We start from the raw sequence: 16,103 nt of genomic DNA, 5'->3' as shown, positions 1-16,103 counted from the left end.
CACCCGCTCGTCAGAGATTGATCATGTGCCCGATCGCGCCGTGGAAGGTTTCCTGCAGCGCCTCACTCAGCGTCGGGTGGGTGTGGACGTTGCGGGCGAGTTCACGCGCGGTCAGATCCCACTTGTGTGCGAGGGTCAGCTCCGGCAGCATCTCGGAAACGTTGTCGCCCACCAGATGTCCGCCGAGCAGTTCCTCGGTCTCGGAGTTGGTGAGGAGCTTGACGAAGCCGGCGGTCTCACCGAGCCCCTGCGCCTTGCCGTTGGCGCTGAACGGGAACGTCGAGACGGTGACGTCGTAGCCCTCGTCCTTGGCCTGCTGTTCGGTGAGCCCGAACGAGGCCACCTGCGGCTGGCAGAACGTGGCGCGCGGCATGAAGCGGTAGTCGCCGAGCGTCATCGTCTCCGCGCCCGCGATGGTCTCGGAGGCCACCACGCCCTGCGCCTCGGCCACGTGCGCGAGCTGCAGCTTGGCCGTCACATCGCCGATGGCGTAGATGCCGTCGACGTTGGTGCGCATGTGGTCGTCGATCGCGATCGCGCCACGATCGGTCAGTTCGACGCCGGCCTTGTCGAGACCGAAGCCCTCGACGCGCGGGGCGAAGCCGACCGACATCAGGACCTTGTCGACGGTGAGCTCGCCGTCGGCGTCCTTGGCATCCTTGTAGCTGACGGTCACGCTGTTTCCGTTGTCGGTGACGGTCTGCACCTTCGTGGAGGTCAGGACCTTCACGCCGAGCTTCTTGTACTCCTTGGCGATGGCCTTGGAGACGTCGATGTCCTCGTTGGGCAGCACGCGGTCGAGGAACTCGACGATGGTGACATCGACGCCGTAATTGGCGAGCACGTAACCGAATTCCATGCCGATGGCGCCGGCCCCGACGATGACGATCGACTCGGGCAGTTCACGGGTGAGGATCTGGGTCTCGTAGGTGACGACGTTATCGCTCAGTTCGACGCCGGGCAGCAGCTTGACCGTCGAACCGGTGTCGATGATGACGTTGTCGAAGGTGATCTCGCGGTCGTCGCCGTCGGCGCCCTTGACCCGGATCGTCTTGGCGTCGAGGAACACGCCATAGCCGTCGATCTCGGTGATCTTGTTCTTCTTCATCAGGAAGTGGACACCCTTGACGATGCCATCACTGACCTTGCGGCTGCGGTCGAAGGCAGAGCCGAAGTCGAAGCTCACCTCGCCCGTCATCCCGAAGGTCTTGGCCTGATGGTTGAAGATGTGCGCGAGCTCGGCATTGCGAAGAAGTGCCTTCGACGGGATGCAGCCGACGTTCAGACACACACCGCCCCAGTACTTCTCTTCGATGACGGCGGTTTTCATGCCCAGCTGGGCGGACCGGATCGCGGCCACATACCCACCTGGACCAGCACCCAGGACAACAGTTTGGAAGTGTTCAGCCACGGTCACCACCCTACGACCACGCGGCACACCGGCGCAGAGCGTCCCCGCTACTGGCCGGTAACCCCGACCGTTTCACACAGTGATTGAATCGGTGATGGAGCTGTGCTTTGATCGGTACCCATGGCACCGACGCGCCCGCAGACCACCCGGGAGCACCTGCTCGCCACCGCCGAGCGGCTGTTCCTCACCGAAGGGTTCGACACCGTATCGGTGCGGGCGATCTGCTCGGCCGCGGCAGTCAACCCGGCCGCCGTGCACTATCACTTCGGGTCCAAGGAAGATCTGATCGCCGCGCTGCTGGAGGAACGGCTGGCACCGCTGTGGGCCGATCAGCTCGATGCCGCGGAGTCCGTGCGCCGCGATGTTGCCGGCCTCGTCGCCGTCGTCGTCGCCCCCTTGATCCGACTGCAGAACGATCCGGTCGGGCATCTGCATCTGCAGTTGCTGGCACGCTTCGTCGACGCACATCCCGACGCCGCGTGGTCGCGTCCGTGGTTTCGTCTCGAGGACTGGGCGGACCTACTGACCGAGCTGGTGCCGGACCTCGACCGGCGTACCGCACGCAGACGCTGGGGGCTGGCATTCACCCTCGTCCTCACGCGTTTCGGCGCGCAGCGGCGGCTGTCGGAGGATGCGATCGCGGCACTGAGATCCTTCGTCATCGCCGGACTCGGCGCACCGGTCGCCGGGGATGATCGATGAACACCCCCATTCGGTCCGGTACCCCCGATCCGTTTGCGCCTGCACGGTTGGGGCCGTTGCACCTGCGCAACCGGCTCATCAAGAGCGCCACCTTCGAAGGCCGCACCCCCGATGCCCTCGTCACCGACGACCTGATCGACTTCCATCGCGAGGTCGCCGTGGGTGGGGTGGCGATGAGTACCGTTGCCTACTGCGCGATCTCGCCCGAAGGTCGCACCGACCGCCATCAGATGTGGTTGCGACCCGAGGCCGCGGGAGGGCTGACGCGACTCACCGACGCCATCCACGACGAGGGCGCCCGCGCCGCCGCACAACTCGGACACGCCGGGCCGGTCGCGAACTCGGCGTCCAATCGCGCGAAAGCGCTGGGACCATCGAGGATTCCGGCGCCGATGGGGATGTCGATGACCCACGCACTCGACGTCGACGACATCGCCGGACTACGCGCCGCATTCCGGCGTGCCGCCCGGATAGCTGTCGACTCCGGGTTCGATGCACTCGAAATCCATTGTGGCCACAACTATCTGATCAGCTGCTTTCTCTCCCCGCTGCTCAATCGGCGCCGTGACGCCTACGGCGGCTCGCTGATCAATCGCGCCCGGCTGGCCCGCGAGGTGTGCGAATCGGTGCGCGCCGAGGTCGGCGATTCGGTCGCGGTCTGGGCCAAGCTCAACATGTTCGACGGGGTCGGTGCCGTAGGTGCACCACCGGGAAGGTATCGGGGATTCAACGTCGACGAGGCGTGCGCGGTGGCGCAACTGCTCGAGTCCGACGGTGTCCTCGACGCGATCGAACCCACTGCGGGCAGTTCACTGCTCAACCCGATGTACCTATTTCACGGGACGGCTCCCCGCCGGGCGTTCGCCGACGCCTTCACCGGTCCGATGCGCTGGGGACTCAAGGCCGCGGGCCCGGTCTTCTTGAAGCACTACGCATATCGCCCCGGCTACCTGCTCCCGCTGGCGCGGCGACTCCGCGAGGCGGTCGATCTGCCGATCATCCTGCTGGGCGGGATCACCGACCGCGCCGGCATGGACTCCGCACTGGCGGACGGCTTCGACTTTCTCGCCATGGGGCGTGCGCTGCTGCGCGAACCCGATCTGCCACAACGGATTCGTGCGGACCCGTCGACGGCGTCGGCGTGCATCCACTGCAATCTGTGCATGCCGACGATCTACACCCGCACTACATGTCCGCTCCGGGAAGACGCGTCGACGTCGACGGATCGGTACGACATCGATCGCGGTTTCCGAGAGTAATGTCTACCGATTGGCGAGCCCGCGGAAGACCCGTTCACACCGACCCGTGGGACTCCTGGAAATCGACGACCGCTTCGCCATGGTCGCGCGCCCACCGGTTCAGCATCTCGATGGGCTCGACGAGGGTGCCACCGAGTTCGGTCAACGCGTAGCGGGCATGCTCGGACTCCTGCGTCCGGGACACCAATCCGTAGCCCTGCAGCTTCCGCAAGGTCTGTGTGAGCACCTTGCGGGAGATGCCCCCGACCATCTCGACGAGTTCACCGTGGCGGTGCGGCTCCTCGCGCAGCGCGAAGATCACCAGAAACGACCAATTGTCGGCGATGATCTCGACGGCCAGACGAGCCGGGCAGTCGGTGAGCAGTGCATTCGGGGCCGATGTTTCCACAAGATCGAAGGTACCGACAGGTAACAGGGCGATTCGTAGCGTTGCATGCGTGCGGTCGTTCACCGACCGCACTGCCACCACAGATCACACCGATCGGAGCTGTCATGCCACGAGTTGTCGTATTCGACGAAACCGGGAATCCGGATGTCCTGCACATCGTCGACGAGCCCGCTCCCGACCCCGCACCCGGCGAGGTGCGCATCAGGATCGAGGCCATCGGGCTCAACCGACTCGATCAGATGATGCGCACCGGCACGTATCCACGTCCGTTCCACCTGCCCGCCCGCCTCGGGTGCGAGGGCACCGGCGTCATCGACGCCGTCGGCGACGGGGTCGAGGGCTGGGACGTCGGCGACCCGGTCATCGTCGCGGCGCTGGCGACCATGGAGGTCAACGGTACGTATGCCGAGTACGTCACGTTGCCGGCAAGTGCGATCGTCGCCCGCCCGGACGGCCTCGATCCCGTACACGCGGCCGCACTGTGGGTGGCGGGATCCACCGCGTACGGCGCCCTTGTCGAGAAGGCCCGGATGCGTCCGGCCGACCGCGTCCTGATCACCGCTGCATCCAGCGGCGTCGGGCTCGCCGCGATCCAGGTGGCCAATCAGATCGGCGCGGTCCCCATCGCCGTCACCCGCCACGGCGCGAAGCGCGAGGCACTCCGGGCGGCCGGGGCCGCGGCGGTCATCGCCACCGACGAGGAGGATCTGCACGAATCCGTCGAACGCCTCACCGGCGGGGCGGGCGTCGACATCATCCTCGACTCCGTGATGGGTCCGGGACTGTCGGATCTCTCGCAAGCGGCGCGCCCGGGCGGCACGTTCGTCGCGGTCGGCTGGCTCGATCCGCGGCCCGCGTCCTTCCCCGCCAACGGTCCGCTGACCATCTATCGCTACGTGGGTTTCGAGCTCCTCCTCGACCCCGCGGCGGTGGCGCGTATCGCGGCCTTCCTCGGCGCCGGACTGCGCAGCGGCGCAATCACTCCCGTGATCGATTCGGTCTACACCCTCGACGACGTCGCCGAAGCACATCGCCGCCTCGACGCCGCCGACGGGATCGGGAAGATCGTCGTCACCGTGTGAACGCCCGCGATCACTGCCGGAGATGTTGCGCCAGAAAGCGTCCGGTCACCGAATCGGGATCGTCGGCCACCTCATCGGGCGTGCCGGTGGCGACGATCCGACCACCGTCGTCGCCGCCGCCGGGACCCATGTCGATGACGTGGTCGGCGTTGGCGATCATGTCGAGATCGTGTTCGATCACCAGCACCGTCGCGCCGCGGTCGGTCAGCCGGGTGAGAACGTCGAGCAGGGTGCGCACGTCGAGCGGATGCAGACCCACACTCGGCTCGTCGAGAACGAAGAGCGCGTCGTCCTGCTTGCGGTGCAACTGATTGACGAGTTTGAGTCGTTGGGCCTCACCGCCGGAAAGGGCCGGCGTCGCCTCGTTGAGGGTGAGGTAGCCCAGGCCCAGTTCGTCGAAGGCGCGCAGCCGCCGCCGCACCCGCGACAGGCCGGACACCATCTCGAGCGCGTCGCGCACGGTGTGGCACAGCAATTCCGGCAGCGAGGCACCATAGCGGCGGAAGTCGTTGGCGCGCGGTGCATATCGGGTGCCGTCGCAGTCGGGGCAGACGATGTCGACGTCGGGCAGGAACTGCACGTCGAGGGACACCTCACCGGTTCCGTCGCATCGCGGGCAGGCGAGGGACCCGGTGTTGTAGGAGAAGTCCGATGCGGTCAGCCCGGCCGCGCGGGCAGCCTCGGTGCCGGCGTACGCGTCGCGCAGATCGTCCATCACCTTCGAGTACGTGGCGACGGTGGAACGGACGTTGATCCCGATCGGCGTCGCATCGACGACATGTACGCGAATACCCTTGTCCGACAGGCCTTCCGGCATGCCGATCGCTCGTACGTGAGCGGGCATCCGGCCGCCGGCGGTGGAGCGGGCACCCACGGCGGGCACCAGGGAGTCGAGGACCAGGGTCGTCTTGCCCGAGCCCGACACGCCGGTCACCGCCACGAGCCGGCCACGCGGGATGTCGACCGACAACGGGTGCACGGTGTGGATGGCATCGGTCTCGAGATGGATGCGGCCGAGATCGAAGGTGTCGGCGGCACTGACCCGGTCGCGGACGACGACGGGCTCGGTGCCCGAGAGGAATCCGGCCAGCCGGGAGTCCGGCGCCGCTGCCAGATCGTCGGTGGTTCCGGCGGCGATGACGGTGCCGCCGTCGGTGCCCGACCCGGGCCCGATCTCGACGAGCCATTGGGCACGCCGCAGGATCTGCACGTCATGGTCGACGAAGACCACCGAATTGCCGTCGACGAGAAGGTCGTCCATCACCCCGAGCAGGCCCTCGATGTTGGCGGGATGCAGCCCGATCGACGGTTCGTCGAGCACGTAGAGCACTCCGGTGGTGCGGTTGCGCACCGCGCGCGCGAGTTGGACTCGTTGCCGTTCCCCGGTGGACAGGGTGGCCCCGGCCCGATCGAGGGTGAGATAGCCCAATCCCAGCTCGACCAGCCGCTGCGCCATGCCGAGCAGCGTGTCGACCAATCCCGTGGCCATTCTCTGCATTTCGTCGGGCAGGGTCGGTGGTACCCCCGGCGCCCACGCGAGCACATCGTCGAGCGACAGAGCGGTCACGTCGGCGAGGTTGCGGTCCCCGATCCGCGGAGCGCGGGCGGCAGCGCTGAGCCGGGTGCCGTGACAATCCGGACACGTTCCCTCGGTGAGGAAGCGGCTGACGCGCGACAGCCGCTTCTCGGTGTCGGCTCGTCGGAGTTCCTCGGTGACGGTCAAACGTGCGTTGCGGAACGTGAAGTCCAGGTCGTGGATACCCTTGCGGGAGGCAAAGGTGATGTGCTTTTTCTCCGCCGGCCCGCCGAGCACGATCTGCCGCTCGTCATCGGTGAGATCCCGCCACGGCACGTCGGTCCGTACGCCGAACTCGCGGGCGATCGTCGGCTGCACGTTGAACCCGAACATGTTCCACGGCACCACCGCCCCTCCGTCGAGGGTCTTGGAGTCGTCGGGTACGAGCGCGGCATCGTCGACGGTGCGTACGACGCCGGTACCCGAACACCTCGGGCAGGCGCCGGCGGAGTTGAAGGCGAGCGCCTCCGCGCCGGGCGCGTCGACCTGCGCGCCGCATGTCGGACAGAAGAACGGTACTTCGGCCGCAACATCGATGGTCGGCGGCACCCGGTGACCGTTCGGGCACACATGTGAAGCCAACCGCGAGAACATCAGCCGTAGTACGTTCAGCAGTTCGGTGGACGTACCGAACGTCGAACGCACCCCCGGGACACCGGGCCGCTGCCGGAGGGCGAGCGCCGCCGGAACGTGTTCGACCGAATCGACCGCAGCGCGCGGCGCCTGCGCCATCCGGCGGCGGGTGTAGGTCGACAATGCCTCGATGTAGCGGCGCGATCCCTCCGCGTACAGCACACCGAGCGCAAGCGAGGACTTTCCCGATCCCGACACCCCGGCGACGCCGACCATCATCCGCAAGGGGATGTCGACGTCGACATCGCGCAGGTTGTTGACGCGGGCGCCGCGTACCGCGATCCGGTCGGGGGCCGGTGGCCGGTCAGCAGATCTGCTCACCCGATCCAGGGTATCGGTGCGCCGCCACTCATATCGGGATCGAACGGCACGCGCGGGTAGGTTGACGGGGTGACCGACAGCGCAATCTCGTCCGGCGATCCCTCAGTCGACCCCTACCTGTGGCTCGAGGATGTCACCGGCGATGAGTCGCTCGCCTGGGTGCGCACCCACAACGAGCCGACGATCGATGAGCTCACCGATTCCGACCGGTTCGCCGAACTGCAGGCACAGTCCCTCGAGATCCTCGACACCGACGACCGCATCCCGTACGTGCGCCGCCGCGGCGAATTCCTGTACAACTTCTGGCGCGATGCCACACATCCGCGCGGACTCTGGCGCCGCACCACCCTCGAGCAGTACCGGACCGACACCCCGGACTGGGATGTGCTCGTCGACGTCGACGCGCTCGCGGGCGCCGAGGACGAGAACTGGGTGTGGAAGTCGGCGAGTATGAACTGGCCCGACTTCGACCGCGCACTCGTCTCGATGTCACGCGGTGGCGCCGACGCGGCGGTCGTCCGCGAATTCGACGTGCCCACCCGCGCCTGGGTCGACGGCGGCTTCGAGCTGCCCGAGGCGAAGTCGTCGATCTCCTGGATCGACCGTGACACCGTCTATGTGGGAACCGATTTCGGTGTACAGCCAGATGGTGCGGGGTCACTCACCACATCGGGATATCCGCGGGTGATCAAGCGCTGGACCCGCGGCACCCCGCTCGCCTCGGCGCCGACGGTGTTCGCGGGAACTGTCGACGATGTCGCGGTCAGTGCCGGCTACGACCACACCGTCGGCCACGAACGGCATTTCGTGGCGCGCGCGACCGACTTCTTCAACGAACTCGCCTACGAGTTGCGGGACACCGAAACAGTACTGATCGACGTGCCGACCGATGCCGACTTCAACGTCCATCACGACGCGATGTTCGTGCGGCCGCGCTCGGCGTGGGAGGTCGGTGGCGTCGAGTACCCCGCAGGCACGCTCCTCGTCTTCGACTACCCGTCCTACCTCGACGGCGCACGCGAGCACACCGTGCTCTTCACGCCCGACGAACACACCAGCCTGCAGTCGTTCGCGTTCACCCGCTCCCATCTGATCGTGGCGACCCTGCACGACGTGCACACCGAGATCACGGTCCGCACCCTCGGCGACTGGGCGACGGTCGAGCAGCCCGGGCTGCCCGCGCTCGCGACGGTGTCGGTCCTCGACACCGACCCCGACGAGAGCGACGAGGTGTTCTGGTCGGCGACCTCCTTCACCGACCCACCGAGCCTGCTGCACGGCGACAGCGGCGCACCGGCCACCGTCATCAAGCAGGCCCCCGCGTTCTTCGACTCCGATTCGGTTGTCGCCGAACAGTTCTTCACGTCCTCCGACGACGGCACCGCGATCCCCTACTTCGTCGTCCGGCGTGCCGATGTCTCCACCGGCCCCACCCTCCTCTACGGCTACGGCGGCTTCGAGAACTCGTTGACCCCCGGCTATCTCGCCTTGTCCGGACGTAACTGGATCGAGCGCGGTGGCATCTATGTGATCGCGAACATCCGCGGGGGCGGCGAGTACGGCCCGAGCTGGCATACCCAGACCCAGAAGGCCGGCCGCCACCTGGTGTACGAGGATTTCGCCGGTGTGGCAAGGGATCTGGTACGTCGAGGGCTCACCACGCCGGCGCAGCTCGGTGCGCAGGGCGGGTCGAACGGCGGACTGTTGATGGGCGTGATGCTCACCCGGTATCCGGAGTTGTTCGGCGCGTTGGTGTGTCAGGTCCCGTTGATCGACATGCGCCGCTATCACCTGTTGCTGGCGGGTGCGTCGTGGATGGCCGAGTACGGCGACCCGGACGACCCCGACGAGTGGGCGTTCATCAAGGAGTACTCGCCGTATCAGAACGTCTCTCGCACGGCGAGCTACCCACCGATCCTGGTGACGACCTCCACCCGCGACGACCGCGTCCACCCCGGCCATGCCCGCAAACTCGTTGCGCGCCTGGAGGAGTACGGCCACGACGTGCGTTACTACGAGAACATCGAGGGTGGCCACGGCGGCGCCGCCGACAACAAGCAGGCAGCGTTCAAATCGGCGCTGGCCTACGAATTCCTGTGGCGCACCCTCGGTGCCGATCAGCCGACAGACGCGAATCCGGGTCAGCGGTAGACGATCACCGCGGCCGCGCGCACCGACCGCTGCCCGACGCGCAGCCCGGGACGAACCAGGTCGGCGACGGTGCGCCGCGCGGACTCGCCGGGCGCGTCGCGGATGTCGACGGCGTCCATGACGGCCGCATCGAAACCGTCTCCGGCGACCGGCACGACGAGCGTCCCGCCGCGCCCGGTGATCAGCCGGTCGAGCCCGTCGGCCAATGCCTCGAACGCCGCGCGGTCGGCCTCCTCGGCCGCCGATACCGCACACGTCCGGGCGTCGGTGTACAGGGCCAGCAGGTCGACGAGCAACGGAAGATCCGCACCGGCCTTCGCTTGCGCCGCCCGTGCCCGGTCCGCGTCGACCAGACGATCCAATGAGGTCGCCTGGCGTGCGAGCACCCGTCCGAGGTCGGTGATCTGTTCTTCGAGCCGGCCGAACTGCTCGGCGATATCGTTGCCTTCCGCGGTCATCCGGGTAGCGTAATCGACCCGCCGAGGCGCGGGCGATGCCTGCTCGCGGGACATCCGGCGCTGTTACGATCCCCGCCGTGGGCGTATACGGAATCGACCTGGGCACGACCAATTCGGAGATCGCGGCGATCGACCGGGACGGCCGGCCGGAGATCATCGGCGACTGGAACGGCGCGCCGACGACCCCGTCGGTGGTGCTGCTGCCCTCGGCACACGATCACCTCGTCGGCGAAGGCGCCCGCAGGCAAGCCCGACTCGACCCGGACAACGTGTGCACACTGGTCAAGCGACGCATGGGCGAGGCCGATTGGCGCTTCGTGGCGCACGGGCAGAGCTGGTCGGCACCGGCGATCTCCGCGCTCATCCTGGAGGCACTGGCGTCGAACGCCGAATTCGCCGGCGGCAAGGTCGAACGGGTGGTCATCACCGTCCCCGCCTACTTCGGCGACGAGGAACGCCGCGCCACCATCGCGGCCGGCTCCTACGCCGGACTCGACGTCGCCGGGGTGCTCTCGGAGCCGATCGCGGCCGCACTGTCCTACGGCTTCACCCGCCTCACCGATGCGTTCGCGAAGACGATCCCCGACGAGACGGTCCTGGTCTATGACCTCGGCGGCGGCACTTTTGACGCGACGGTCATCGAGTTGGCCGACCGCCGTATCTCGGTGCTCGCCGTCGACGGCGACCATCAGCTCGGCGGCGCCGACTGGGACGAGCGACTGGCGCTGCACCTGTCGCGCCGGTTCTGCACCGAGCACCCCGACGCCGAGGATCCACTCGACGACTCGGCCGGATCACAATCGCTCATCCTGGCGGCCGAACGCGCCAAACATGAACTCAGCGAAGCGGAATCGACGTCGGTGATCATCTCGCACGACGGTGCACGTTCGGTGATCACGGTGACGCGCAGCGAGCTCGAGGACCTCACCGCGGGCCTGTTGACGCGCACGCTGGAGTTGACCGAGTCGTGTCTGGCCGGCGCCCGCACGCGCGGCGTGGGCCGCGTCGACCGGGTGTTGCTGGTCGGCGGATCGTCGCGGATGCCCGCGGTGGCACGCGAACTCGGCGCTCGGCTGCAGATCGTCCCGGAACTATCGGATCCCGACCTCGCGGTCGCCCGCGGCGCCGCCGTCTACGGGGAGAAACTCGAGATCGAACGTCTCGTCACCGCCGACCTACAGACCCGCGGCCGATTGGCTTCGCGCGGATCGCTGTTCGACGCCGACCCCACCGACGTCGACGCCGCCGCCACACGTGTGGCGGCCGCTTTCGGAATGCCGGTCGCCGGGGTACGCCGCATGCTGGAGATCAGCGTCGACACCGTCGTCTCGCGCGGCTTCGGAGTGCTGGCCGTCAGCAGCCGGACGGGCGATCTCGAGGCCAGTTGGCTGGTGCATCGCAATCAGCCGTTGCCGATTCGCGTGCAACGCTCGTTCGGCACCGTGCGCGCCGATCAGCGCCGCATCGAACTGACGGTCGTCGAACAGCTCGGCCAAGAGGCCTCGCCACTGCCACGCGATGCGAAGATGCTGATCGAGGGTGCCATCGAAGACATCCCGCCCGGCTACGGCGAGAACAGCGAGGTGCGAGTCACCTTCGAGATGGGATTCGACGGTGTGCTGCACGTCCGGATTCATCATGTCGAGGCGGATATGCCGTTGACCCTGACCACCAGAACCGGTGCGACGCTGTCGCAGGCGGAGGTCCGGCGTGAGCTCGACCAGGTCCACCGCAGCCGGCGACGGGACGGGTGAATCGCGGTGGAGCCCTTCGTACCCGACGACTATCGCAAACGGGTCCTCGCCCCGGTGCTTCGCCGCGGCGTCGAGTCCTCGGATTCGTTTGAGCTGTACGACATCCCGATCGAGGAGGCCGACGCACTCGCTGATGTCGAGGTGGCTTCGCGACTCGATGAGGTGTGGGCATTCTGGCAGAAGCAGCGCGATCACCCCAAATACCGGATTCTCGTCGAGCAACTCGTCGCCGAACATCCGGAGCGCAGCGCTCCGTTGCGCATCGGCTCGTCCCGGATTGCGTATGCGCGCGAGATTGCGGCTCGGCGTGGTGAACACGATGCGCAGCGATACCAGTTGCTCGACAACGCCATCGAGCGTCTCGTCGCTCGCCATGGCGGCATCCCGGAGAGCAAACGCGCCGGCCTCGACGAGATCGGGACGATGGGCGGCCTGAGCGCCGACGAGGTGGCCACCCGCCTACGCAGGCACCGTCTCATCCCGGACGTGCCCACCACCGCCGACCTCCCGGTGCCACCGGTCCCGGCTGCCCTTTCCGAACACAAACTCGCCCAGATCACCGAACTGCTGGCCGAATTCAGCCTGCGCCGTTCCGGGCCGCCGAGGCACACGCTGCTCGCGGTCCTCGACCTGAGCACCGATGACGCCGACGATCGCGCCGAGATCCGGGCACGCGCCGACGGATTTCGGCGCCGGGCACGCGAACTCCCGGCCGGACGGATGCGCGCGATCGTCGACGAACTGCTGATCGACGTCGACGAGATCCTCCTCGGGCCGGGCGACATCACCACCGCATACCTACGCTCGGTCACCGACCGGGCGGCCGATCACCTGCGCCCGCGCATCCGGGCGGCCATCCTCGTCGAAGATCGGCTCCACCCCGACGACCATCAGTTCATGCTGGACGAGGCGCGCGAACTGGGCCTCGGCACCCACAGCGCCCGTCGCCTGATCGCCGACATCGCCGCCGAGTACGGCGGTGCGGTCGATGACAGCCGCGCGGCCGCGAACACCGGGCCGCCGCCCCGCCCGGCACCGCCGACGACCGGGGACTGGCAACGCGAGCTTCGCTCGGCCCGGCAGGCGCTCAGAAAAGGACGCCTCGACGAGGCACGCCGCCGCTGTGAGCAGGCCCGCGCGTTCGCCGGCGACGACGCGGCGGCGCGCCGGCAGATCGATGCCGTCGCCGACGAGGCGCAGCGGTCCCAGACCGTTCCCGCATCTGCACCTGCACCTGCACCCGCACCCGCACCCGCACCCGCACCCGCACCCGCCACCATTGCACCCCCGGCAAAGGTGCGCGTCGGCGTCGTCGACGGCACGGTGCGGGTGAGCTGGGACCCGTCGCCGACTGCGGGGGTGAGTTACCGGGTCACCCGCATCGAGCCGAACGGCCGGCGACAGGTCGTCGGCCGCACCCCGGTTCCCGAACTCGACGACGGCGGGGTCGGCGGGGCGCCCCCACCACCGGTGTACGAGGTCACCGCCACACGCGACGGCGTCCACTCCGAGCCGGTGATCTCCGGTATCACGCCACCGGCAACCGCCCGGGCGCCGGTCCCGACGTCGCAGGTCACCGGTGCGGCGCCGGCCGACGATCTGCCCGCGATCACCGACGTCGTGGTGACCGGTGGGCGGATACGGTTCACGTGGCCCGACGGGATCACCGAGGCCGTGATCGTCATTCGGTCGGATGCACCTCCGGAGCATCCGGCCGATCCGGCCGCATTCGCCAAGAAGATCACCAACACCCGCTACGACATCGACGGCGGTTTCCCGGTTCCCGGTACCGTCGCACGTCCCGGACACGTCGCCGTCGCGGCATGCCGGCGCGATGGGACCGGCACGCTGCGGGTGGCCACCACATTCGGACCGCACGCCCGCGCCGGCCTATGAATGTGCACCGGCGCGGCCGCGTCGCACTTCGCTAGGCTGGGCGCACCCGAACCGGACATCAGCGACATCCGACGATCCACCCCGAAGGCAAGATCCAACGGAAGCAAGAGGAGAACGAACTCCATGGGCATCGACTACACCAAACGACCGAAGACACCGGCGCCGCAACCGGCACCGCAGCCCACCCCGCAGCCGACTCCGCCTGCAGCGCAAGGTTATCCGGCCGGCCAGTCCTACCAGCAGCCGCCGGTGTCGCTGTCGAAGGTGACGTTGACCAAGTCGGCGCCGAGCGTGTCGCTGAGCAAGCAGGGCTCGGCGACCGGTCAGGTGCGCGTGAACCTCAACTGGACCGCGGGGTCGAAGGGCGGTCTGTTCAAACGCTCCGGCGGCATCGACCTCGACCTGGCATGCCTGTGGGAGTTCACCGACGGCAGCAAAGGCATCGTGCAGGCCCTCGGCAACTCCTTCCAGGCGCCGTATCAGGGTCGCCCGATCATCTGGCTCGACGGCGACGACCGCTCCGGATCGAATACCGGTGGCGAGAACATGTACATCGACCTGTCGGCGTCGAATCAGATCCGTCGCGTCCTGATCTTCGCCTACATCTACGAGGGCGCCCCCAACTGGGCGGCCGCCAACGGTGTGGTCACCCTGTTCCCGGCAAGTGGACCCCAGATCGAGGTGCGCCTCGATGAGGCCGACCAGGGCGCCATCTCCTGCGCGATCGCGCAGCTGGAGAATCGTGGCGGCGAGCTGGTCGTCAACCGCGAGGTGCGTTACATCCGCGGTTCACAGTCAAAGGTCGACGAGGCCTACGGCTGGGGCCTGAACTGGAAGGCCGGCCGCAAGTAGTCGCGCCCACACCCCGGCCCGGGCGGGGACGCGTCAGGCGGTGAACCGGGCGCGGACGGCACGCGCCGGGACCATCGGGTCCCACGGTTTGCCTGCCCGGCCCCGGGTGATCGGGTACCAGGCCAGACCGATCAGCGCCGAACATGCGTGCCCGATGGCGGTGAACGTGAGATCGGTGACGAGCGGCAGCAGATAGAACGCCAGCGTGCCGACCAGGTACACCCACCGCCACGGACGCACGAAGTGATACGCGAGGACCGCCGCGACGGCGGCGAGGAAGTAACTGACCCCGACGTCATGGGTGTCGGTCAGCAGCGGACTTCGGAGCCCGTTGTCGATGGCCCACCGCAGGATGCCCTCGCTGACGTAGGTGGCGATGACGTGCGCGCTGAATCCGACCACGATGAACCGGGGGCTGCCCAGCCATCGTTCGGTGGGGATCACGAAGATGCAGAAGGAGATCAGGTAGGGCAGCCAGTAGGCGCCGTCGAGCCAGAAGAGACTGCTGACGAGGACCTGGAACGGGTCGTTGCCCAGGTTGGTGATGTTGGTCGAATGATGCCCCAGTACCCGGTCCAGATGCTGCGGCGACATCGAGTGCTGCAGGACCGTCGTGATGAACAGGATCACCAGCCACACACACGACACCGGCGCGGCGGCCAGGTGCGTTCCGATCCATCTGCACGAGCGGGTCAACCGACTCATCTCGATCCGCCCCCGTCCGTCGATCCGCCCAGTCCGTCCAGCCGCGTCTCAGCGAGCCGCGATCCGCACGATGACGCCCACCACGACGACGATCGCGCCGGCGACGGCGGCGATGATGGCCCACCAGGTCAAGTCGTTGGCCAGCGCGTCGGTCGCCGCCCGGGTCAGTGCGTTGCCGCTGCTGTGATCGGTGAACTGGTGGTTGATGATGGTGGGTGCGGCGAGTGCTGCCACCCAGGCGGCCAACGCGGCCAGCAGCGCACCGACGCCCAGCCAGGCGAGCACCGTGCCGCGTCGACGCGCCACCACGAGCGCCAGCAGCCCGGCGATCACCGCGAGCGCCGTGGCGCCGTAAGCGATCCACGTGATCTGTTGTCCCACTTTGTGATAGCGTCCCGCGGCGAGTCCGCTGCCCTGCGCCATCGGCACCTCGATGTGGGTGGTGCCGAGCGACGGCGTGAACGGTAGGTCCGCGTTCGTCAGCGCCCGTTTCACCATGTCGGTGATGTCGAGTTGCATCTCCTGCTCTGCGCCGGCCGGCGCCGGATCGAACAACCAGCCATGTTCCTGACGGACCAGGTCGGTGAAGTCGCCGGGGAAGTCGGGGCCCTGGGTGTAACGCTTGGCGACGGGCTTGATCAGCGTCGCCGCGCCGGGGAAGCTCACCCGCGAGGAGACCTGCTCGGTGATCTCGTCGGAGATGAAGGACTGGACGTCGGCGTCGTGGGCCAGCGGGGCGACGACGTCGACGAAGCCGTCCTCGTCGACCACCCGTTCCGACACCCACATCGACGACAGGGCGACGACGATGGCCGCCATCGCGATCAGCGTCGCAACCGCACTGAGAAACGTTCGCACCGGCACGAGGTTACCTGCACCCGGTGACCGCCGAGCGGCGCCGACACCGGGTGTTGC

The 16,103-nt window shown here is 67.9% G+C and carries 13 protein-coding genes; 7 read left to right on the top strand and 6 right to left on the bottom strand.

Going from position 1 to position 16,103, the window contains the following annotated elements; all coding sequences use genetic code 11:
* Positions 1-10 precede the first annotated feature (10 nt).
* Entirely contained in the window at positions 11-1,411 is a 1,401-nt protein-coding gene (gene lpdA / locus ACLQ3C_RS15200) for a dihydrolipoyl dehydrogenase (protein WP_425705918.1), read from the bottom strand.
* Positions 1,412-1,531: 120 nt separating this feature from the next.
* Here lpdA and ACLQ3C_RS15195 point away from each other — a divergent pair, with 120 nt between their 5' ends.
* Together ACLQ3C_RS15195 and ACLQ3C_RS15190 are read left to right on the top strand one after the other, a co-directional pair.
* Complete coding sequence (locus ACLQ3C_RS15195; protein WP_425705917.1) at positions 1,532-2,113, top strand: TetR/AcrR family transcriptional regulator; 582 nt, start codon at positions 1,532-1,534, stop codon at positions 2,111-2,113.
* On the top strand, positions 2,110-3,372 hold the full coding sequence (locus tag ACLQ3C_RS15190; protein ID WP_425705916.1) for an NADH:flavin oxidoreductase: 1,263 nt from the start codon (positions 2,110-2,112) through the stop codon (positions 3,370-3,372). The genes ACLQ3C_RS15195 and ACLQ3C_RS15190 overlap by 4 nt, the downstream gene beginning before the upstream one ends.
* A 34-nt stretch (positions 3,373-3,406) precedes the next feature.
* Here ACLQ3C_RS15190 and ACLQ3C_RS15185 read toward each other — a convergent pair whose 3' ends face one another.
* A complete protein-coding gene (locus tag ACLQ3C_RS15185) occupies positions 3,407-3,760 on the bottom strand; it encodes a winged helix-turn-helix transcriptional regulator (protein WP_425705915.1) in 354 nt (117 codons plus the stop codon).
* Positions 3,761-3,864: 104 nt separating this feature from the next.
* Here ACLQ3C_RS15185 and ACLQ3C_RS15180 point away from each other — a divergent pair, with 104 nt between their 5' ends.
* Complete coding sequence (locus ACLQ3C_RS15180) at positions 3,865-4,842, top strand: zinc-dependent alcohol dehydrogenase family protein (RefSeq protein ID WP_425705914.1); 978 nt, start codon at positions 3,865-3,867, stop codon at positions 4,840-4,842.
* A 10-nt stretch (positions 4,843-4,852) separates the two neighbouring features.
* Here ACLQ3C_RS15180 and ACLQ3C_RS15175 read toward each other — a convergent pair whose 3' ends face one another.
* On the bottom strand, positions 4,853-7,372 hold the full coding sequence (locus ACLQ3C_RS15175) for an excinuclease ABC subunit UvrA (protein ID WP_425705913.1): 2,520 nt from the start codon (positions 7,370-7,372) through the stop codon (positions 4,853-4,855).
* A 69-nt stretch (positions 7,373-7,441) separates the two neighbouring features.
* Between ACLQ3C_RS15175 and ACLQ3C_RS15170 the strand changes: the two genes are divergently transcribed.
* A complete protein-coding gene (locus tag ACLQ3C_RS15170) occupies positions 7,442-9,523 on the top strand; it encodes a prolyl oligopeptidase family serine peptidase (protein WP_425705912.1) in 2,082 nt (693 codons plus the stop codon).
* Here ACLQ3C_RS15170 and grpE read toward each other — a convergent pair.
* The gene (gene grpE / locus ACLQ3C_RS15165) at positions 9,514-9,981 is read right to left on the bottom strand and encodes a nucleotide exchange factor GrpE (RefSeq protein WP_425705911.1); all 468 of its coding nucleotides are present in this window, start codon (positions 9,979-9,981) and stop codon (positions 9,514-9,516) included. The two genes, ACLQ3C_RS15170 and grpE, sit on opposite strands and share 10 nt — an antisense overlap.
* Positions 9,982-10,058: 77 nt before the next feature.
* Here grpE and ACLQ3C_RS15160 point away from each other — a divergent pair, with 77 nt between their 5' ends.
* From ACLQ3C_RS15160 to ACLQ3C_RS15150, 3 genes are all read left to right on the top strand, one after another.
* Positions 10,059-11,735 carry an Hsp70 family protein gene (locus tag ACLQ3C_RS15160; RefSeq protein WP_425705910.1) on the top strand — a complete coding sequence of 559 codons (1,677 nt, stop codon included), beginning with the start codon at positions 10,059-10,061 and terminating at the stop codon, positions 11,733-11,735.
* Between the two features lie 6 nt (positions 11,736-11,741).
* Complete coding sequence (locus ACLQ3C_RS15155) at positions 11,742-13,631, top strand: hypothetical protein (RefSeq protein WP_425705909.1); 1,890 nt, start codon at positions 11,742-11,744, stop codon at positions 13,629-13,631.
* A gap of 123 nt (positions 13,632-13,754) precedes the next feature.
* Positions 13,755-14,483, top strand: a complete 729-nt coding sequence (locus ACLQ3C_RS15150) for a TerD family protein (protein WP_425705908.1) — start codon at positions 13,755-13,757, stop codon at positions 14,481-14,483.
* Positions 14,484-14,516: 33 nt separating this feature from the next.
* Here the strand turns inward: ACLQ3C_RS15150 and ACLQ3C_RS15145 are convergent, their stop codons facing one another.
* Together ACLQ3C_RS15145 and ACLQ3C_RS15140 are read right to left on the bottom strand one after the other, a co-directional pair.
* Positions 14,517-15,188: a rhomboid-like protein gene (locus tag ACLQ3C_RS15145; RefSeq protein WP_425705907.1), complete on the bottom strand. Its 672-nt coding sequence runs from the start codon at positions 15,186-15,188 to the stop codon at positions 14,517-14,519.
* A 48-nt stretch (positions 15,189-15,236) separates the two neighbouring features.
* Entirely contained in the window at positions 15,237-16,046 is an 810-nt protein-coding gene (locus ACLQ3C_RS15140; protein WP_425705906.1) for a hypothetical protein, read from the bottom strand.
* Between the last annotated feature and the right edge of the window lie 57 nt (positions 16,047-16,103).

This window comes from Gordonia sp. DT30 (genome assembly GCF_049844915.1).
In the GTDB taxonomy this organism is placed as follows: Bacteria; Actinomycetota; Actinomycetes; order Mycobacteriales; family Mycobacteriaceae; genus Gordonia.
The sequence above is the reverse complement of the archived record's forward strand: the minus strand, read 5'-3'. Positions and strand labels throughout refer to the sequence as shown.